At 38.2% G+C, this 20,914-nt stretch carries 19 protein-coding genes; 7 read left to right on the top strand and 12 right to left on the bottom strand.

The genetic code is table 11. The features are described 5' to 3' along the window. Positions 1 to 80: 80 nt before the first annotated feature. The 8 genes from CWS31_RS12745 to CWS31_RS12710 all read right to left on the bottom strand — a co-directional run bounded on the left by CWS31_RS12745 (position 81) and on the right by CWS31_RS12710 (position 7,976). The gene (locus CWS31_RS12745) at positions 81 to 1,034 is read right to left on the bottom strand and encodes a DM13 domain-containing protein (RefSeq protein WP_170252869.1); all 954 of its coding nucleotides are present in this window, start codon (positions 1,032 to 1,034) and stop codon (positions 81 to 83) included. 152 nt (positions 1,035 to 1,186) lie between these two features. Further along, positions 1,187 to 2,377, bottom strand: a complete 1,191-nt coding sequence (locus CWS31_RS12740) for a PepSY-associated TM helix domain-containing protein (RefSeq protein WP_101342635.1) — start codon at positions 2,375 to 2,377, stop codon at positions 1,187 to 1,189. A gap of 119 nt (positions 2,378 to 2,496) precedes the next feature. After that, a complete protein-coding gene (locus CWS31_RS12735; RefSeq protein ID WP_101342634.1) occupies positions 2,497 to 4,041 on the bottom strand; it encodes a tetratricopeptide repeat protein in 1,545 nt (514 codons plus the stop codon). A 10-nt stretch (positions 4,042 to 4,051) separates the two neighbouring features. Next, on the bottom strand, positions 4,052 to 4,678 hold the full coding sequence (locus CWS31_RS12730) for an energy transducer TonB (protein WP_101342633.1): 627 nt from the start codon (positions 4,676 to 4,678) through the stop codon (positions 4,052 to 4,054). Between the two features lie 11 nt (positions 4,679 to 4,689). After that, the gene (locus CWS31_RS12725) at positions 4,690 to 5,097 is read right to left on the bottom strand and encodes an ExbD/TolR family protein (protein WP_101342632.1); all 408 of its coding nucleotides are present in this window, start codon (positions 5,095 to 5,097) and stop codon (positions 4,690 to 4,692) included. 2 nt (positions 5,098 to 5,099) lie between these two features. After that, positions 5,100 to 5,654 (bottom strand): MotA/TolQ/ExbB proton channel family protein, encoded by a 555-nt coding sequence (locus tag CWS31_RS12720; RefSeq protein WP_101342631.1) that lies wholly within the window; start codon positions 5,652 to 5,654, stop codon positions 5,100 to 5,102. Beyond that, positions 5,647 to 7,104: a MotA/TolQ/ExbB proton channel family protein gene (locus tag CWS31_RS12715; RefSeq protein WP_101342630.1), complete on the bottom strand. Its 1,458-nt coding sequence runs from the start codon at positions 7,102 to 7,104 to the stop codon at positions 5,647 to 5,649. Before CWS31_RS12715 ends, CWS31_RS12720 begins: the two co-directional genes overlap by 8 nt. After that, entirely contained in the window at positions 7,101 to 7,976 is an 876-nt protein-coding gene (locus tag CWS31_RS12710; protein WP_101342629.1) for a DUF3450 family protein, read from the bottom strand. The genes CWS31_RS12715 and CWS31_RS12710 overlap by 4 nt, the downstream gene beginning before the upstream one ends. 312 nt (positions 7,977 to 8,288) lie before the next feature. Between CWS31_RS12710 and CWS31_RS12705 the strand changes: the two genes are divergently transcribed. The 3 genes from CWS31_RS12705 (at position 8,289) to CWS31_RS12695 (ending at position 12,365) form a co-directional block, all read left to right on the top strand. Beyond that, positions 8,289 to 10,538 (top strand): TonB-dependent receptor, encoded by a 2,250-nt coding sequence (locus tag CWS31_RS12705; protein ID WP_246143519.1) that lies wholly within the window; start codon positions 8,289 to 8,291, stop codon positions 10,536 to 10,538. 146 nt (positions 10,539 to 10,684) lie between these two features. Beyond that, positions 10,685 to 11,365, top strand: a complete 681-nt coding sequence (locus tag CWS31_RS12700; RefSeq protein WP_101342628.1) for a Fe2+-dependent dioxygenase — start codon at positions 10,685 to 10,687, stop codon at positions 11,363 to 11,365. Between the two features lie 286 nt (positions 11,366 to 11,651). Continuing rightward, positions 11,652 to 12,365 (top strand): heparan-alpha-glucosaminide N-acetyltransferase, encoded by a 714-nt coding sequence (locus CWS31_RS12695; RefSeq protein WP_101342627.1) that lies wholly within the window; start codon positions 11,652 to 11,654, stop codon positions 12,363 to 12,365. A gap of 53 nt (positions 12,366 to 12,418) precedes the next feature. Here the strand turns inward: CWS31_RS12695 and CWS31_RS12690 are convergent, their stop codons facing one another. Genes CWS31_RS12690 through CWS31_RS12680 form a run of 3 tightly spaced genes read right to left on the bottom strand, consistent with a single transcriptional unit; the run spans position 12,419 to position 15,412 of the window. Further along, the gene (locus CWS31_RS12690) at positions 12,419 to 14,158 is read right to left on the bottom strand and encodes a GMC family oxidoreductase (RefSeq protein WP_246143517.1); all 1,740 of its coding nucleotides are present in this window, start codon (positions 14,156 to 14,158) and stop codon (positions 12,419 to 12,421) included. Next, positions 14,155 to 14,883 (bottom strand): gluconate 2-dehydrogenase subunit 3 family protein, encoded by a 729-nt coding sequence (locus CWS31_RS12685; RefSeq protein ID WP_101342626.1) that lies wholly within the window; start codon positions 14,881 to 14,883, stop codon positions 14,155 to 14,157. Before CWS31_RS12685 ends, CWS31_RS12690 begins: the two co-directional genes overlap by 4 nt. Positions 14,884 to 14,896: 13 nt before the next feature. Then, entirely contained in the window at positions 14,897 to 15,412 is a 516-nt protein-coding gene (locus CWS31_RS12680; protein ID WP_246143515.1) for a thioredoxin family protein, read from the bottom strand. Positions 15,413 to 15,613: 201 nt separating this feature from the next. Here CWS31_RS12680 and rph point away from each other — a divergent pair, with 201 nt between their 5' ends. The 3 genes from rph to CWS31_RS12665 all read left to right on the top strand — a co-directional run bounded on the left by rph (position 15,614) and on the right by CWS31_RS12665 (position 18,591). After that, positions 15,614 to 16,327 (top strand): ribonuclease PH, encoded by a 714-nt coding sequence (rph, locus tag CWS31_RS12675; RefSeq protein ID WP_101342625.1) that lies wholly within the window; start codon positions 15,614 to 15,616, stop codon positions 16,325 to 16,327. Between the two features lie 112 nt (positions 16,328 to 16,439). Continuing rightward, positions 16,440 to 17,093, top strand: a complete 654-nt coding sequence (gene pyrE, locus CWS31_RS12670) for an orotate phosphoribosyltransferase (protein WP_101342624.1) — start codon at positions 16,440 to 16,442, stop codon at positions 17,091 to 17,093. A gap of 115 nt (positions 17,094 to 17,208) precedes the next feature. Beyond that, on the top strand, positions 17,209 to 18,591 hold the full coding sequence (locus CWS31_RS12665; RefSeq protein WP_101342623.1) for an alpha/beta hydrolase: 1,383 nt from the start codon (positions 17,209 to 17,211) through the stop codon (positions 18,589 to 18,591). Between the two features lie 93 nt (positions 18,592 to 18,684). Here CWS31_RS12665 and CWS31_RS12660 read toward each other — a convergent pair whose 3' ends face one another. After that, a complete protein-coding gene (locus CWS31_RS12660) occupies positions 18,685 to 19,017 on the bottom strand; it encodes a hypothetical protein (protein WP_101342622.1) in 333 nt (110 codons plus the stop codon). A 331-nt stretch (positions 19,018 to 19,348) separates the two neighbouring features. Here CWS31_RS12660 and CWS31_RS12655 point away from each other — a divergent pair, with 331 nt between their 5' ends. Next, entirely contained in the window at positions 19,349 to 20,830 is a 1,482-nt protein-coding gene (locus tag CWS31_RS12655; protein WP_101342621.1) for a NarK family nitrate/nitrite MFS transporter, read from the top strand. Positions 20,831 to 20,914: the final 84 nt, after the last annotated feature.

Here is a 20,914-nt window from a genome sequence, read left to right as displayed (position 1 = left end):
CTAGGGGCAGTTAATGGTTAGGATAAGCGAGCAATTAGCCTAGTATTAAGACGTAAGCTAATGCGTTTACTAAGGATAACCTAAGGTGTAAATTCCATTTGGCCGAAATTAGCATTAAAATCAACACACCAAACACTCAAGCCTGTTAAATCGTCTAAGCTTTTCCCTTGCGGCAGGGTAATGCTGATTGTCGCGTCGTTAAAGATGGTGCCCGTTAATAAATTTCCAAGGCGAAAAGCGTTATCACCAGCATATTCATGGTCAGTAGCTCCATAAAAATACACCAAAGGGCCGCCGCCATCATAACTAAATTGACTAATTTCTATAGTGCAATCATCAATAATTGTCGCTTTGCCAGAAACATTGTGCGATATCGTGTTAAAGAAACCTGAGTAGCCTATTTTTTCATGTGTGCTTGTACAACTGTTTAATTCTTTATTATTAATGTCGTTAAGGGTTAATTGAAAATGAGCAATGGCCTCGTCATTTGCTAGTAATGTTTGGTGAGCGCTACCTGCTTGGTTGATAAAATCAGCTACCTGTTGATCAAAATCATCGCCTGAAAAATCAATATTTAAGTTGGTAGCTAATTGATGAGCTTGCTCTGTTATTTCAATACCATTACTGGCATCACCATCTAGATCAAGGGTTTGCAATAAGCGAATAAGGTTAACCACTTCCAGTTGGTTAATATCATCGGTTTGATATAAAGATAATGGTGTTAAGTATAATTTTGCTGGCGTTGGCGGAAGGGTTATACCACCAATTGAAAAAGTAATTGTTTCGTCGGTTTGAAAATCAAATTCACCTTGCTCGTTGGTAGTTCCGCTTTGTGTGGCGGTTGTGTAATGTAAACCTTGTACGGCTGAATCTAAAAATACACCGGTATAAACGGTTTCTTCTGGAGATGATGGGGTTATATCGTCGGGTGAATTATCAGTAGAGGCGCCAGGAGATAAGGTGTTGTTATCACCCGATCCACATGCCGTAAGTAATAATATGAGAGTACTCGATAACAATAATTTGTAGGACATTTGTGTCTCCAATTTCATATCAAATTCTTATCAATCTTTTATTAAATAAGATTGAATTAAATAGCTGCGTTTTTGCAGCAATATTTAGCTCGTAGTTATAAGACCTGATAATGACATTATTTATTCACAGAAGTATCACAAATTAAATTTTTTTACTTTTTTCTCCGCTGCTTGGTAATAAACATTATCACGCCTGTAGCCACCATAATGCTGCCGATTAAGCCAAACATGAATTGAATGAAAACATAGAAAAGCGGTAATCCGTGACCTGTGTGTAAAGGCTTTAATAACGCATATATTTTTTCACCTGTGGTGAAGTCGTTAAATAAAGTCACCTTATCCACAGCAGCTGTTTTGGTATTAATACTAACACTACTGTGTGCTAAACCAAGCCAGCTGTCTGGAGTGATGAATTTAAAAGTAAGCACTTTAGCGGTTTGCTCTTTTTTAACTTTTATTATTGATTTATCGTTATTTGATTGTTCTTTTTGACGTTTATTTCTTGGGTATCTTATTTCTGTAAGTACCGAACCTTCAGGCATTTGTTGGTAAGCTGTTTGTAGCCAATTACCCCAATTATTGCTGTTCTCGATTTTATTCGCACTTTGGTTATTCACTTTTTTGGCTGTAGTAGTTGTCGGTTTACTATTCTTGATTACGTCAACACCTAATAGGTTTTTAGCGACGTCTTTATAGGTTATTGAAGCGCCACTTAACCCTAAAATAACGATGGCTAAAACACTAATAACTCCTGCAGAAGTGTGATTACCGTATAAGTTTTTGCGCTTTTTACCACGCGGAAAAATGTCTTTAATATTAAAGAGTCGGCGTTTAGGCCACCAAAGCCACAAACCTATTAAACTTAAAATAACGGCAATTAAACCAACCCAAGCCGCATAATGTTTACCTTGAATACTAAGAAAGCCCTCTTTTCCTAATAGAAAATTACGATGTAATTGCAAAACTGTACGAAAAAAACCATCGTTTTCTATGGTGATGTGGCTTTCAATATAGGGTGGGTTAAGGCTGTACAACCACTGATCAGTTTTTGATTCTAATTGATAATACGGCGTTTGCTCGCTAGGCAGGCTAATACGTGTTACGCCTTTATTTTTAGTTGTTATTGTTGCTAATGCTTCGGCATTTTCTTGTAAGCTAAGTGGGCGATATAATTCAGCTGTTTCTAATGTCAAGTTTGATTGAGGCGCGACAGTCATACTTTGATTAAAACGTATGGCTAATTCATCAATCGAGGTAAGAAAACCCGTAGCAAAAGTGATCACAAATAAAATACCGACAGGAAAACCTACCCAGCGGTGAAGTTTGGTTAGAAGCTTGTTCATGTAAAGTAATGTTCCGACTAAAGCCTAGATTGACAGAGTTTGCTAAACGATTGTTCATTTAGCTCTTTCTCTTTAAATTGCTCTTAAAATTATCTGGGATTAATTATCCCTAGCCCAGGTTAAATATTATTTTGTTCGATACTTTTTAAGGTTTTTATATTGGCGAGCACGTCATGCCGAGCAGGATTTATTTGCATCACTTGTTGCAACAAGGTAATGGCTTGAGCATAATTTTGTCGATCAATTTCAAGTTGCGCATGTCCCAGTAAAGCGCGTTCTTTATAGTTAGTTAGTGCTTGCGCACGTATAAAGTATTGTAAAGCTTGTTCGTCGCGGTTTTGGCTATTTAGTAATGTCGCTAAACTGAGTAAAGCTTCGCCATGAGTGGGATCGCTATTTAGTGCACTGGTTAAACGTTTTTGAGCGCTGCTTAGGTTATTGTTAGCGATATCCATTTGTGCATGATAAACGTCGAACCTTGCTTGATATTTTGCTGGTAGAGGTCGCGCATTTTGGTTTTGCTGACTTACTTGTGTTGATTTATCAACAGCATCGAGCAATAAAGCTAGGGTATTCCAGTTTTGTTGGCTTGCCAACCACGCACTTATTTGATCAACAGTGTCTATATCCAGCTTAACTGTTTGCGACGTGGCAGTGCTTTTACTTGTAGCTTTACTTGTAACTTTAGTTGAGGTTTTAGCTGTATTTTGAGCAGAGATTTGTCCGAAAAATATCGGTAAATTATCAACCAAAATTTCAACCGCACGGTTTGGGCTTCCTGCTTGAATATGTAATTTAGCGGCGGTGGCAAGGTTTTCAACGTCGTTGTTACCTAATATCAAGGCTATTTCTAAGCTTGTGATCGCTTGTGCTAAGCGATTTTGTTTTAATGCGAGTTGTCCTCGGTGCAACCATAACTCACTGTTATTCATATCGTTTTGTAGCATTTCTTCGAGCAAAGCCTGTGCTTGGTCAAAGGCATGGCTGTTGAGCAATGCATAGAGTAATCCTTGCTGCCATTGCTTGTCTTCAGGGGCTAGAAATAATGCACGCTGATAACCCGAAACGGCACTAGCTGCTTGTCCTAGCTGTAAATTAACAAAAGCCAGTTGACCTAATACTTGAGCGTCTTCAGCACCTAATTGAATCGATTGTTGCAGATGATATTGCGCCTTTTTATAAGACTTATTAACCATATACACCATGCTTAAGCTGCGGTGTGCTAATGCTAAAGAAGGCGATAAGGTAAGTGCTTGCTGTAAACTTTGCTCTGCGCCTTGGTAGTCTTTTAATATTAATTGAATTTGTCCACGTAGCTGGCATAAGGCTGCGCTGTCTTGTTTTAAATCGCGCTCTGCAAAAGCTTGCATTACTGTGTTGTAATCTTGTTTATCAAGTAACGGCTGAATTCTTTTAGCGAAGCCACTTTCGTTAGGCGCTATACGCGCTTCGGTTTGTTCAAGAGGCTGGTTTTGTAATAAAAATTGCCATTGTGGCTGTTGCAGTACTACTTTGATATTTGTGTTGAACTCTGTATTAGCATTTTTGTGCTGTTCTGTAGTTGAATTACTGGCTAAAACATTAGTGCTGATACAACTGCTAGCAATTAATAGCGCGAGAGTTAGCGCAGGTGCTTTAGTAAAAATATAAGGTAAATATGGCATAAGGTTCTCTTTAAGATGTTATTTCTATAGGCCAAATAAAGCGCGCACGTACAGGCTTATTGTCTTTTTTTGGCGGACTAAAACGGGTATTACGTAGTAGGCGCATAATGCCTGGTTTTAATTCAGGGTGAGGGTTAGTAATAATGCTCACTAAGGTGAGTTTGCCTTGTTCATCAATCACCACATCTAACTTTATCAGTACACGTTCAATACCTCGGCGCTCTAAACTTTTAGGAAATTTTATTTTTAAAGGTGTTAACAACGACGGTAAACCGTCTAAGTCGTTCAGCTCAAACGCTTGCCAGTCAACCTCCAATGATTGAAATTGTGGCTCTGTCATGGGAATGTTGAGTGAATCTGGTTTGTTCATTTGTATTTTGGGATCTGCCAAAGACATTTGTATTGCCGGGCCAGCTCCTTGCACTTGTACATTCAAAGGCGTTTCAACAGCTCTTTGGGTTGGCGATGGTGGCGGCGGTGGCGGTGTTGCAGGCATAACTGACACTTCGCGCACTAGCACTTTAGGTTCAATTGTTATTGATGTATTGCTGCCAATCCATAATATTAACAATGCCGCAGACAGAATTATTAAGCTCACTAAACTTGCGGTAAGTTGTGGGTTCATTTTATGAGTCATACACAAAAACCTTAAGGCGCTAAAGCCGCTAAGTTAACACTAACAGCCCCAGCAAGTTTGGCTTCATCAATTACTTCTAACAATAATTGGGTAGGCACATTTTTATCTGCTTGAATAACAACAGGGCGCTCTTGGCTACGTAATAATTGTTCAAGGGTGCCACGAATGCCTGCTACGCCAATTGCGCTAGCATCGTAAAACACTTCACCGCTATCGGTTACGGCGAGTAATATCACGGTTTTTTCAAGTTGTTGAGCAGTCATAGCTTGTGGTTTGTCTACTTCAACACCTGTTTCTTTAACAAAAACCGTGGTGACAATAAAAAATATTAATAAAATAAACACCACGTCTAAAAGCGGCGACATATCAATAGATTCGTTGTGTTGCTGCTCAAGCCTACGTTGTAATCGAGTGGGCATAATTAAGCAGCCTCAACAGTGGTAGTGGCATAGGCAGATTTTTTGTCTGCTGTTTCATCGCGGGTCACGTTTTCTTTGTTTCCTGTTAGATGGTTCGCCGTTTGATGGTTAACCGGTTGATTGTTAGTCAGGGTGTTTTCTGCCGTTAAGCGCAATTTATTTTGTATTTGCGTACGTACCCAAGCTTGTAAAAGCCAAGCAGGAACCGCGCACACTAAGCCAAGTTGGGTCGTTAATAGCGCGTCAGAAATACCTGCACTCATTACTTGGCTATTAGCTCCTTGGCTAGCAATACCAGCAAAGCATTGTAGTAAGCCAACAATTGTGCCGAGTAAACCAAGTAAAGGTAAAGCACCAATTAATATGCTAGTAAATTCATGCTGATATTGGCTATAACAGTTATGTTGAATAGCACTGTTATTGGCATTAGTGCTCATTTTATTGCAAACCGTTGAGCTAGCAATTGTTAAATATTGAAGAAATAATTGTTGATAAGTAAACAGGGCAAGTAGCAGAATAACCCAACAAATGGTGCTGTTAGCTATTTGTTCAATCATGTGAATTCTCCTTTTTCTGTTCGTCTGATTTACTGACTAAAATTGCGAAATTTTCTAAATCTGCGTAATACGCTTTAGCTTTACGTGATAACACCGCATTTAAAATTAACGCAGGTATTGCTACCACTAAGCCCAATTCGGTGGTTACTAATGCTTGCGCAATACCACCTGAAACTACTTCAGGATCGCCTGAGCCAAATAATGTCATCATTTTAAATGTTTCTATCATGCCGCTAACTGTACCTAACAACCCTAAAAGTGGAGATATTGCAGCTGTAATAGCAATGGCGCTTATGCGTTTGTCTAATGTTTGTTTGCACTCTTGCAACTTGATGAAAAGCAAGTCGTCTCGTTGGCTAGACAATGAGTGGTTAGTGGTTATATCCAGTAATGCTTTTTGCATACCTTTTATTGCGTTAAGTGCGTTAAGTGCGTTAGGTGAATCTGGGCTTATGTTTTCCTCATTTTCTGAATTTACTGATTTATTTCGAACTATCGACACTAAAACTGATGGTGATAAGTGAACAAATTTAGGTAGTCGTGCTAGCTGAACTACTTTTAATAACGCAATAATTATGGCGAATAACGCAAATAGCAGGATAGGAATGGCCCATACGCCACCTTTAATTACATGATCAACAACGCTTTCACTTTGTTGCTCTCGAGTGATGGCTTGCCCTAAGGTAGGATCAAAAACTATGTCGCCCTTTAGCGTAGATCGTAACATCGCCATAGAGTCACTATTTTGTAGATAAACCTTATGTTGAAATACAGCATTTTGGTCATTACCAACTAAACCTGCTTGCTCTGAATTTTCATCCCAATACCAAGTAACAGGCCCTAATGTTAAGGTAGGGTTGGTAACCATTTCACCGTTTGGCATGATCACTTTATTTGACTGCCATTGTGGATAAAATTGCTGATTAATATGTTTATTGTATTCAAGTACTCGTGCTAATTGGTTGCTTACCCCTGTGTTAGCGTTAAAGGTGGCTGAATTAGCCTGCGATACTTGGTTGTTGTTAGTGTGATTTTTGGCATTATTTTGCAGATACCTGTGCAATAGGTTTTTTTGATAAATATTTTGTTGATGCCAAGTTGAAAGTCGCTCTTCAAGTTGGGTAATACTCAGCGTTTTTTCGTCGGCGAGCCTTGTTGCTATGGCAGTTTCATTGCGTAATGCAATTACTTCACGCTCTAGTTTGTTAATTTTATTAGCTAACGCTACACGCTGTTTAGTGACACTTTGTTCTACTTTTGAAAGCCTATTTTTTGCTTGCGAAATTTTATCAACCAGTTCGCTTTCTATTACAGATAAGGTGTTTACTTGTTTATCTGCAGGTAACGCAGCAGTTAACCCAGTAAAGGGCGCTAATGACAAAAGCGTTAATAAGCATAGCTTTTTGTATTTATTGCTAAGTAGTAGTGTACTCAATATATGGCTGATCATAATGCACTCTCGGTTGTAGTTGAATTTTTACCAAGGGCATTGGTTGTATTAACAGGCTTGTTTTGCAGCACCATAGGTAGAGCAACAAAATCGGCTTGTTGTTTCTTTTCAAATATCGCAATAGCCTGCTGAATAGCATCGGCGCTTAATTGTTCATCAAAATACCACTGCCAACCATTGTCAGTCGCTTGTCCCCAACCTCGGTATTCGCCATTAGCGCTTGTGAACCATGCGCTGCTTAGGCCTAAGTAAAATTGCTTAACTAAAATTTCATTACCGTTTGGTGCCGTTAAAGGTTTTTCATGTATCGATATACGTTGATTAAAAGCATTTAACTTGTCTAATTTAGCCAAACTTACTTGTAACTGTTGCGATGTTGTCGGTTCAGCATCTAAAACTTGATCTTCACTTTGCCAAGCATCCGTAAGTGGTGGTGGCAATAGGTTGTTTAAGTTGAGCAACTGTTTATTTAATACAATTAATTGATTAGTTAATTGTTGCTGTTGCTGCTCAAGCTCGTTTTGTTGTTGCAGTAACTCGCTGCGCTTTACTTCTACTTGAGCCTGGCTTGAATTATCTACCTGCAACATTTTTGTTAATTGGGATTTTTCTTCGTTCAATAGGGTAATTTGCTGGCGCAATATAGGTTGTTGCATTTGCCAATTTGTTTGTAGTTGCACACTTTGTTTTTCAATATCCAACCATTGTTGTGTTAGATCTTCAATTTGCGCGGTGTTTACGGCAAGTGCCGAAAAGCTTAACAAGCAGCCGCACGTACTACCCATTACTGAAAAATATTTAGCTCGTAGTTTTGATGTAAAACCATCAATTAATATATTTTTTACTACGACGCTAAGCGCTTTTTTACCCACAATATTTTCCTTAATACTTAAATAGCGACAGCAGGTGTGTTTGTAACTTTCTGTGTCTGCGTTAAATTTCGGGAGAATAATACATAAAACGCAACAATAATGCAAACAAGAACGATTATCATTTGATCTTATTTGTATCTTTGCTATGATGCGTCCGAAATTTAAAGTATTTGCCCTAAATTTTAATAACAATACTGAAGTTAAGTGTAAATGATAAATAAATGAAAATGTAGTTAAAATATTGATTAGTAATAATAATTAATCATTTCTGATGATAAATAAATTAAAAGCAACATATGGAGTTTAAAATAAATGATGAACAACTTAGAGACGATATCACCCAGCCAAAAAGGGTATAAGTTAAGCGCGTTAACCTTAATTATTGCCGCCACGTTACAAGTTGGAGCTGTTCAAGCGGAAGAAATTAATGAATTAGATATGTCAGTTGCTTCAGCTGAAAGTGAAAAAAGCTATAAAGTGGATCGCTCAACGTCTGAAAAATATACGCAAGACCTTGTAGATACACCAAGAACTATTACCGTTATTTCAGAAGCCGTAATGAAAGATCGTAACGTTGACAATTTACGTCAAGCGCTACGTAATGTTCCGGGTATTAGTTTTGCCGCAGGTGAGGGTGGAGCACCTACGGGTGACAGTATGTCTATTCGTGGTTTTAATGCCAGTAACAACCTGATGATTGACGGTGTGCGTGATATTGCTGGTTATAATCGCGATACTTATAACGTTGAAGCAATAGAAGTAGCTAAAGGCCCTGGCTCAGCTATTTATGGTAGAGGTGGTGCAGGTGGTGTTATTAACTTGCAAACTAAGTCTGCAAAATTAGACGACTTTACTGATCTTAGTTTACGCCTTGGTACTGAAAGTGATTATCGTGCGCAAGTTGATGGTAATTTTGTTGTTGGTGAAACTTCTGCTTTACGTGTGAATGTATTAGCTGATGCTGGTGATGTACCAGGTCGTGACGAAGTTGAAAACTCTAATGCAGCTATCGCACTTGCTTATACTTACGGTTTAAGCACTGATTCTCGCTTTAGCGTGAATGCCGATTATCAACAACAAGATAACATGCCTGATTACGGTATTCCTTGGGTAGGTAATTATTCAACAACTCCTGATAGAGTCATAGCCAGTAACTTAGCTGCTTATGAAGGCGGCCCAGCGCCAGTTGATTTCAGCAACTTCTACGGAAATGTTTATCGTGATTTTGAAGATATTGAAGGTTCGTCAATTACACTTAAATATGAAAAAGACTTATCAGCAGCAACTCAAATAAGAGTGTTAGGTCGTACTGGTAGCCTTTCAAGACAGTCAATTGTAACCGCACCACGTTTTACTTCAACCAAAGTAGATGATGTAACTATTTACGGCGCAGATGAAGAAATTAATGCAGGTGGTGAAAAAACACGTGATACGAAAAACTCAATGTCTGTTATTCAAATGGATTTAGTTGGTCAATACGAGCTTGGCGGAATGACTCATGATGTTGTTACGGGTATTGAATATTCTCAAGAAAAATTTGAGCGTTGGAATTATGAGGATGTAGTAGCAGATAACTTAGAAGACCTAACGGTTGATCTTTATAACCCTGATGCCCACCTACCTTTTACTGGACAATACGCTCGTACCGATAAAAGTAATGAATCAACGGGCAAAACTGCCGCTATTTACGCATTTGACACAGTAACTATAAATCCGCAATGGCAAATTACTGCTGGTTTACGTTACGATTCATTTGATACAGAATATTATTATGATCTAGAAGGAGATGGTGGTGATCCGTCAGCAAAATTAACCGCTGATGAAGGCGTATTAAGTTGGAACTTAGGCGTAGTATTCAAGCCTTCGGAAAATGGCAGTATATATGTTGCCGCGGGTAATGCATTTACACCAGCAGCCGAAAGTTTAACTATGTCTACAAGCGGTAATGCGGCAGACTTAGACCCAGAAGAAACCATTAGTTATGAAATAGGTACTAAGTGGAACTTAATTGATAACAATTTATTATTGAGCGCCGCAGTGTTTCGTACCGAGAAAAATAATGCCCGTACTGATGACCCTTTTGCAACCGACACGAGCGATGAAACTCTTGATGGTAAACAAGAAGTTACAGGGCTAGAGTTGAGCGCAGTAGGTCAACTAACGGATGATTTATCGGTAACCGCTGCTTACACCTATCAACAGAGTGAAGTGACTGAAGCTACGGGTGACGATGCAGTTCAAGTTGGTCAACAACTACCAAGAACGCCAGAAAATTCAGCTTCGGTATGGGTTAACTACAACATAACTGAGAAGTTTGATATTGGTTTTGGTGCCGAGTACATGGACGACCGTTATAACAGTTCAGATCCAGGTGGTAGAGAATTTGCGGCAAGTTACACGCTGTTAGATTTTATGGCATCGTATCAAGTAACTGATAAATTTGGCTTGCAGTTTAATAGTTCAAACTTAGCAGATGCAAAATATGCTGACCAGCTTGGTGGCGGACATTTTGTACCAGGTGACGGACGTTACTTTAGCTTGACTGCTAGTTATTCGTTTTAAGAAAGAAACTATATATAGCTAAAAAAATCGGTTTACCGTAATTATTGAAATTGACTCTATGAAAATAGAGTCAATTTTTGTCATTTTTAAAACCTTATTAATTTATTAATTCATTCATTCATTCATTTATTTAGAGGAATCATACCTTGTTACTTCGCATTCCAAACGTACTGAGTAAAGAGCAAATAAAACATATTAAAACAGCAATGTTGGCGGCGGATTGGGCAGACGGAAATATTACTGCCGGTTATCAAAGTTCGCAGGCTAAAAATAACCTACAACTCCCCGAAAATTCTCCGCTGGTTAGAGAAATGGGAGATTTAATTTTATCGGCATTGGCTAAAAGTAATATGTTTATGTCTGCGGCTTTACCTTTGAAAATTTTTCCGCCGTTATTTAATTGTTATCAAGGCGGCGGTAACTTTGGTGTACATGTTGATAACGCCATACGGCAAGTACCTGGTACGCATGTAAAAGTTAGAACAGATTTGTCAATGACTTTATTTATTTCTGAGCCAGACGAGTACGAAGGCGGTGAATTAACCATTGAAGATACATTTGGTTCACAAAAAGTAAAACTCGCTGCTGGCGATATGATTTTGTATCCTTCAACTAGCCTACATCATGTAACTCCGGTTACCAAAGGGAGACGTTTGGCATCATTTTTTTGGTTACAAAGCTTAGTGAATAGTGATGAAAAACGCAGTATTTTATATGACATGGATATGGCTATTCAGTCATTACGAACAAAAGTGAATGATAGTCCTGAAATAATTCAATTAACGGGCGTTTACCATAATATGCTACGTCAATGGTCACAGACGTAAATTGAAATAAGCAGCAGAAAATAAAGAATCATCAAAAAAAGCTACTCATCAGTTTGTTTTATCTCTACTAGATAAAGCTTGATAAATAGCTGTTAAGCTTGGTAATAAACCTGAATTCAAATGGTTGATATTATTAGGCTTTACGGTTTGATTATCTCGAACTCAGGTTAATAAGTATTTCATTAATCATGGCTAAAACTTCATAACCCCAGGCGAATACTATATAGTTGTATCAATAACATCTTGTATACAAGTATTTTCAACCTTTTATAAGTCTCGGTGATTAATGACAGCCATAAAGCGAAATTACAACGTAGATTTAATGCGGACTCTGGCCATATTCTTGATGGTTATTTTCCATTTTTGCTATGACTTAAGATATTTTGGTTGGGTTACTTGGCATATTCCTGATGGTGATGGTTGGAAACAATTTCGCTATGTTATTTTAACTTTGTTTTTTCTTTGTGTTGGTATCGGGCTTTTTTATAGTCACGGCAAACAAATTAATTGGCAAAGTTTGCTGAAACGGTTAGCCCAAATAGCGATTGGCGCAGGGCTAATTACTGCAATGTCCTTGGTAATGTTTCCGAAAAACTGGGTGTTTTTTGGGGTATTACATTTTATTTTTGTTGCTAGCTTATGTGCACTGTTATTTGTGCCTTACCCTAGACTCTCATTAATTACCGGTATTAGTATTATTGTTTTAGGATTTTCTGGAGTCTTAGGTAGACGATGGCCTATTACTTATTTTACCGACTCTTTGCCAAATTATACCGTAGATTATGTCGCTTTCTTTCCGTGGTTAGGGGTGGTTTTATTGGGTATATCTCTAGCTCATAGCAACTCACTTAACCGCGATATTTTTAAATTGAATAACGTCAAAAATAATACAATAATGCAGCGACTAGCTTGGCCGGGTAAACATAGTTTAATTATATACCTTGTTCATCAACCTTTATTGTTTGCGATATTAGCGCCGATTCATTGGTGGTTAGGTTAGTTGTGTTGATTTAATAGGTAAATTGACAGAGTAGCTTTAGAGCCGTTTTCTTTTTACACAGTTATACTTTGCCAATGCGCTTTTATTTTATCGGCAACTCGAAAGGCGTTGGCGTAAATAGTAAAAGTATAAGGTACGCTACCACCTGTAGGCATAAATGAGCCGTCAGTTACATATAAATTATCTACTTCATGGGCACGACAATCTTTATTGAGTACTGAGGTTTTAGGATCATTACCAAAACGACAACCGCCCGCCATTAAGTTTGTTGACGGAGAGCCACTTACCGACGAGGAAATGTTGCTAGCACCTAATGCTTCGAGTAGTTTCTCAGCTTTTTGTGATAAATACTCACCTACCTTTAAATCATGCTCATGATAGCCAATACGCACTTTGGCTACAGGGTCGCCCCATTGGTCAGTTACTTCTTTATCTAAACTAACAAAACAATCATCGGTCGGTAACCAGTCGTTAAATACTTCAAAACGTAATGTTTTATAGCTAGTGAATTCTTGTTTTAAGTTTTGTTTTAATGCTTCCCCCCAAATTAATTGGTCGTTACCATTTTGATCGGTTCCCCACTGTGAACCACGAGATCTAGCAATAGGATTTTGGTGAAACAAAAAGTCGATAGTACCGCCTTTAGCTTGACCATCGTTGTTAGCACCGTTGAAATTTTTGTCTGAAATTTGATACCAGTCTTGTAACGCGCGATTAATAAAAGGACCTACTACTTTGAGTTGGTTTACTTTTTCAGTGGTTAAGTCAGCATAATTAAAGTCGCCTTCACCAACACCGCCGCCAGTAAATAATAAATTTTTACCAACTTGTCCGCTGTTATTAGCTAAACCATTAGGAAATTTTTTACTGCTGGAAGATAGTAATAATCGAGATGTTTCAACCGCTTGGCAAGCAACCACATATATTTTAGCGGTCACTGATTTTTTACGACCGATTTTATCGTAATAATGTACGCCGGTTATTTTGCCATTTTCGTCGCTAGCAATGTTATACACTTTGGCGTTAGAGATAATCGTGCAATTACCTGATGCCACGGCGTTATTTAATAAGGCGGCACGGCCACTGCCTTTAGCGCCAGACGAGCAACCGTAACTGCTGCAATATCCTGAATATTCGCAGCTTTTTCTGCCCATTGCTGGTTGAGATAAAATAGCACGCGGTACGGGAATAGCATGATAACCAATATCTGCAGCCGCTTTATCTATCCATGATGATATGGGGGATTCGGCTACTGGCGGATAAGGAAAATCACTTGAACGCGGCTCTTGGTGAGGGTGCTTAACTACACGCCCAGATACGCCAACTTCACGTTCTACTTTGGCGTAATAAGGTTCAAGTTCCTCATAACTTATCGGCCAATCGGCGACATTCGCGCCTTTAATTGTACCAAACTCAGATTTTAAGCGAAAATCTATCGGTTTTAAGCGATGAAAATAACCACTCATAAAATTTGATGAGCCGCCAACAACATTGCCATTCCACCAACTCCAGCCAGAGTCACTGGTTTTTTCACCATGCCAAAAAGGTTTGTTGTTTTCATCAAGATATTGTTCTTCAATAACGTGTTGTTCATTGATTAACTTAGGATTATAAGCGTCATGAACACTAATGGTTAGTTCATCTTTAAAAAATTCTTTTTCGGTTAACCAAGGACCTTTTTCAAGTACCAATACTTTAGCACCGGCAAGTGATAATTGGTGTGCAATAGGCGATGCACCCGCGCCGCTACCAATAATACAAATATCGTACTTTGTGTTTAAGCTCATACTCATGCTTTTCGTGTTCCTTGAGCCGCTTGGTTAACGTTTGCAACCTTACGCTTATGCGTATAGTCAACGCGGCTGATTAAGTCTATACGTGCTCGGTTTGGCAGCTCAAAATAGCGTTGACCTTGCTCAGGAAGTGGCAAGCCCGGCTGATGTTCTAGCCATTGCCAACCAATACCATTAGGATTGCCGCCATAGCTTGGTGGCGTTAACATAGCTTGAAGAATATAGTTGAGTAAGGTGTTTAACCAATTTTGTCCTGCTCTAGATTTACTAATACCACGAAGCAGTTGTTCTTTGTCATCAAAGCTAAGTAACACGAAATTCTTTGATTTTTCGCTGTTAGCGTAACCGTTTAACCAGCCAACACCTTTGAGAATAAAGTCTTTTTCATCTTGCTCGGTTGGTTGAACCGTCATTATTCCGTACAAATAGGTGATTGCCGCGATATCAAGAGCGCTTGGGCCAGTTTCTGATTCAGGTAATAATTGATTTAAGGTTGCATCGAGCGTTAGCCAAGGATCTGTTTTAATCGCGTTATTAACCTGTGCATCTAAAGACGTTTGTGCTGTTTTCGACAGGCTAAAAGCAGGTAAGCTTGTTAATACCCCCATACCTGCGGCGGATTTTAAAAATACACGACGGCTTTGTGCCGTTTGCTGTTTATTTACAATAAACTTTGGTGTTTTAAATTGTTTATCAAAAAATGACAGGCATTGAGTGAAATCCATTAAAGGTAACCTATTATTGGTTGGCTGTACTATTGGCTATTGGCGTTTGGGTAAGGGTATTTTGAACTGACCACTGCTCTAAAAAACTTAACCACTGAGCTTTTGAATAATTGTTATCTTCTAATAATTCAGCGGTATCTTTTGATAAAATCATTTTACCTTGGGCTGTTGAAATATACATATGTGGATAACCCTGTGTTGGTGGCAGTGATTTCATAAAGTCTTCATTCTCATTACTGTCGCTAACATTTATTTTTAACAACACATATTTACTGTGTAAGGCGTTATACACTTCTGGATTGTTGGATAAAAAAGTATCCATTTTATGACACCAACTGCACCAGTTACCGCCAACCTCAATAAGTATTTGACGGTTGGTTTGTTGCGCCAAGGCAAGTGCGGCATTAGCGTCTTTAAAGGGGTCACGTTGATCATCATAAACCTTACTGTACATGGGTAAGGCTTTACTAATGTCAGTTGTTGAGTTATTAGCTAACGCGTTACTGCTAGTAACTATTAGGTTACTCATAAATAAACTGATAAGCAGTGTGTTGATAAATCTCATTTGAGGCTCTAAATAATTTTTAAAAGACGATAACATGACCTTGATTGCCTGAACTATATTTCAAATAAAATTTCAAATAAATCTTATAGGCACTATAATAGCCGCAATTAAATTATCAGTCTCCACTAACTTTTACACTAAACCTTATATTGGAAGGAACACGCTATGCGTCCAAGCGGCAGAACATTAGGGCAAATTCGCCCTGTTACCATTACCCGTCAATTCACGAGTCATGCAGAAGGCTCAGTATTAATTGAGTTTGGCGAAACTAAGGTAATTTGTACTGCCACCGTTGAAGTAGGTGTTCCGCGCTTTTTAAAAGGGCAAGGTAAAGGTTGGGTTACTGCAGAATACGGTATGTTACCGCGTTCAACGCATACGCGTATGCGCCGCGAAGCTGCAACAGGTAAGCAAAGTGGTCGCACCTTAGAAATTTCGCGTTTAATTGCTCGAGCATTACGCGCAGCGGTTGATTTAAAAGCCTTAGGTGAAAACACTATCTCTATCGATTGTGATGTAATTCAAGCTGATGGCGGTACACGTACTGCTTCTATTACCGGTGCTTGTGTGGCATTAGTTGATGCGCTGAACTATATGCGCGCGAAAAATATCATTAAAACTAACCCACTTAAGCACATGATTGCTGCGGTATCGGTTGGTATTTACAAAGGCGAACCAGTTGCTGATTTAGACTACCCTGAAGATTCAGCAGCAGATACCGATTTAAATGTGGTAATGACTGACACAGGTAAATTGATTGAAGTACAAGGTACCGCTGAAGAAGAGCCATTTAGCTTTGAAGAAATGCAAGCCATGCTTGAATTAGCTAAAAATGGTATTAATGAATTATTCGATATTCAAAAAGCAGCGTTAGTTTAAGTCACGCCATTTTAGGCTAAAGTCACCGTTAAAACTTTAACTCATAACTAAAACTTATAACTAAAACTTATAACTAAAGTAACAGTTAAGTAAAAAGAACAGGAATATAAACATGAAAGATTATCAACGCGAGTTTATTGAATTTGCGATAGAAAAACAGGTATTACGCTTTGGTGAATTCACCTTAAAATCTGGTCGTATTAGCCCATACTTTTTTAATGCGGGTTTGTTTAAAACGGGTGGAGATTTAGCGCGTTTAGGTCGGTTTTATGCAGCGACATTAGTTGACTCAAAAATTGATTATGATTTAGTTTTTGGCCCCGCTTATAAAGGTATTCCTATTGCGACAACAACAACAGTTGCACTGTACGATCATCATAATATTGATGTGCCATATTGCTTTAACCGTAAAGAAGCGAAAACTCATGGTGAAGGTGGCTCACTTGTGGGCGCAGATCTTGTGGGTAAAATTATGTTAGTAGATGATGTGATTACTGCTGGTACTGCCATTCGTGAATCAATGGAAATTATTAAAGTACACGGTGCACAGCTTTCAGGTGTATTAATTGCTTTAGATCGCCAAGAAAAAGGCCAAGGTGAGTTGTCAGCAATTCAAGAAGTTGAACGTGATTTTGGTACGCAGGTTGCCTCTATTGTTACGCTTGGTGATCTTGTTTCTTATCTTGAAGAAAAAGTTGCGAGTCAACCTGAGTTAGCAGCAAACTTAGCCAGTATTAAAGAATACCGTAAAAACTACGGTATTTAAGCTATAGAGTGCGGATTGATATTTTTAACGGCTTTGAAACGGGAGTTTCAAGGTCGTTATAGTTTTGTTGGTACTGTTTTCGTTATATATTGAACAATCAGAACAAGGAGTCATCATGTTTTTTATCACTAAGTCTATATTATTGTTTGCTTACTTATTTAGTACTTGGTCGTTTGCTGAATCGCAAAATAAATTACAAGATGACTGTGTAAATATTAAAAATAATTATGTTGCGTTAACAGAGTCTGGAAAATATCGTTATACCAAGGCGTCTAGCGTTAATAGTGACCGCGAAATTGATTTTAATAAACTGGAAAACTATCAACAGTATGTTACTGCTGCCACTCAGTTAATTAATAATAAAAACCCACGCGCTAGCATGCCTTGCCCTATTATTACTGAAACCTATCAGCAATTAGCAAAGCAAAATAACTGGTCGGCAACTCCCACTGTTAGTCAACTCGTTGCCCCGTATGAGTTGACGCAAACCGTTAAAAGTAAAAGCAGCAAAGGTATCTTATTAATTCATGGTTTAACTGATTCGCCGTTTTCTTTCCATGATTTAAGCCAGTTTTTTTATCAACAAGGTTTTACCGTACGTACCTTGTTGTTACCTGGGCATGGTACTGCGCCCTCAGACTTATTGAGCGTTGAATATAGTCAATGGCAGCAAGCAACTAGCTTCGCTATTGAGCAAACGCTAAATGATTTTGATACGGTTTATTTAGGTGGATTATCTACCGGCGGAGCGCTTATTTTTAATTACCTTAGGCAACAAAAAGAGGTAGATAAAAAAGTTAAAGGCTTGTTTTTGTGGTCTCCTGCGTCAAAAGCTAAAAATGATTTAGCATGGTTAGCGCAATACGTAGATTTAATTCCATTTGTTGATTGGCTTGACTTAGATGCCGATATTGACTTTGCTAAGTATGAATCTTTTACCTATAACGCTGCGGCGCAAGTTGAAGGAATAATGAGCTTAGTTGCAGCAGAGAAATCGTTGGTTAATACAGCATTACAGCATATTCCATTGTTCGTAGTCGCCAGTGAGCATGACGAAACCATAGATACCAAGTATACCTTGGAATTAATTCAACAGCGACAGACAACCTCAACCCCAGAGAAGATGAAGCAAAGCGTACTAGTTTATTATGGCAACAAAGAAAATTTGCCTGAAAACATGACTGAAGTGATGACGGTTATTGTACCTGAATGCTCGCCGGAACGTCTGTGTAGTGAGGTTTTTGATGTTTCTCATATCTCAACGACTAATTCACCCGATAATCCACATTATGGTGTGCAAGGGCAATATCGAAATTGCGGCCACTATGCTAGCGACGTGGAAAGTTATCATGCCTGTAAGCATAATAAGCAGGTGAATAAAGGAGAGGTTACGCAAATAAACCTGTTGCGTGATATACCTATGCAAAGATTAACTTATAATCCTTATTATGAAGAAATGCTAAAGGAAATGGCGCGATTTTTAAATGTTACAGAATAGGTTTATATGTTAAGTTTATACTGTTTTTTTTGTGTCGCCGTCAGTGCGACAGTAAAAGAATTACTCACTCAAAATCAGCTTAGTTAACCGTCACTATTTTGCATATTTCATCCACAATTTAAAGAAAACAGCATTACACCTTGGGTTGTCATCCATCTCACCATCTCTATCGCAGTCTGAGCCGGTTAACGACTTTGCCACTTGTGGTCCATATTTTTCAATATCTTCTGCCGATGCAGGTACTATGATCATCACTTTAGGTGACTGTTCAATAAAATCTGCAACATCTTGATAAGTTAGGAATTCTTCTTTAGAAATTAAATGACTAATATCTCTAGCAGCCGATTTTTTGGTACTTTCAGCACTTAAGCTAAGTGACAATAAAGTTAAGCTTGCTCCGAGTAATAAGAGAGATAAAAAATTCATTTAAAAACCAAGGTAGTTGTCTGTTTTTCGGATGATGGAAGTATACAAGATTATAATTATCTTACTCAAGTTAGTGCTCAAGTTAGTGGTGAGAGTAGTACATATTTAAAGTCATTTACGATCTCAATGAACATATTAACGTTAATAGAAGGTAAAAAAATTAATACAATGCATGATCTTGGTGCAGTTCTACACTGAAGTGCAAAAAATATTATTTAATAAATTATAATTTAACATTAAGCTGTTGATATTTAATGATATAAAAATAAACAAATAGTTGGCACTTTGTTTGCTCTTATTAAATTTATATACATTTTATAGGAAAAATACAATGAGTAGTCAGCCGGGTATTAAATTATTGTCATTTACAGGGAAAATGAAAACTTTGCATTTAAGTTGGATGGCATTTTTCATCACATTTATGGTGTGGTTTAACCATGCTCCGTTATTGGCTGTTATAGCTGATACATTAGGTTTGAGCAGTAGCGAAATTAAAACCCTACTTATATTAAACGTCGCGTTAACGATTCCTGCGCGTATTATTGTCGGTATGCTCACCGATAAATATGGTCCTCGACTAACTTATGCAGCTATTTTAGGTGTTTGTAGTATTCCTTGTTTTATGTTTGCCTTTGCGCAAAACTTTGAACAAGCAGCATTAGCCCGTTTTTTACTAGGTTTTATCGGTGCTGGTTTTGTTGTTGGTATTCGTATGGTAAGTGAGTGGTTCCCAGCTAATGAATTAGGTACTGCTGAAGGTATTTATGGCGGTTGGGGTAACTTTGGTTCAGCCGCTGCAGCAATGTCATTACCACTAGTTACGCTTTATATTGGTAGCACTTTTGGTATTGAAGACGCTTGGCGTTACTCGATTGCCCTAACAGGTTTACTAAGTTTAGGTTTTAGTTTCATTTGGTACACTAATGTTACCGACACACCAAAAGGCTCTACTTACTTTAAACCTAAGCAAACGGGCGCTATGGAAGTGACTAGTGTTGGCGATTTTTATTTGTTATTAATCATGAAGCTACCAATGTACGGTGCGTTAGGATTGCTTACTTGGAAATTATCACCGCAAGGCGTTAGTTTACTTTCAGACGCTATGACAATTATCGCTTATGTATCTTTGGTATTGTTATTCATTCTTGAAGTTTGGAAAACTTACCAAGTAAATGGCCATTTATTTACTAAAGAAGTTCCAGAAATTCACAGATATCAATTCAAACAAGTGGCTGTACTTAACATTTTATACTTTGCTACTTTTGGTTCAGAGTTGGCGGTTGTTTCAATGTTGCCATTGTTCTTCGCTGAAACGTTCAGTTTAGATATGGTTTATGCGGGTATGCTTGCATCACTTTACGCCTTTATGAATTTAATGTCTCGTCCTGGTGGTGGTTGGTTGAGCGATAAATATGGTCGTAAGAAAACCTTATTAATATTAACTGCTGGTTTAGCTTTGGGTTACCTAGCTATGGCTTCAATTAATAGTACTTGGTCACTTCCTTTAGCAGTAATTATTGTTATGGCTTGTTCGTTCTTCGTACAAGCGGGTGAAGGTGCGGTATTTGCTGCAGTACCATTAATCAAACGTCGATTAACAGGTCAAATAGCGGGTATGACTGGTGCATACGGTAACGTTGGTGCGGTTGTGTATTTAACTGTATTGTCTATGGTTAGTTACCAAACATTCTTCTTAGTGATTGCTGCAACAGCGGTTGTAGGTTTTGTTACCTTACTGTTTATGCAGGAACCAAAGGGTTCTATTACTGAAATCAGAGAAGATGGTACGGTTGAGCTTATTCAAGTTCATTAATTTCTAATCTGAGGCTGAATAATCTTAAATGTATTAGCCTCAAGCTACACTAATTAAGCATTGCGTATCAATAGAAAGCCATAA

Origin of the sequence: Colwellia echini, from assembly GCF_002843355.2 — a bacterium.
In the GTDB taxonomy this organism is placed as follows: domain Bacteria; phylum Pseudomonadota; class Gammaproteobacteria; order Enterobacterales; family Alteromonadaceae; genus Colwellia; species Colwellia echini.
Note: the sequence above shows the minus strand (reverse complement) of the source record. Positions and strands in the feature narration are given on the sequence as shown.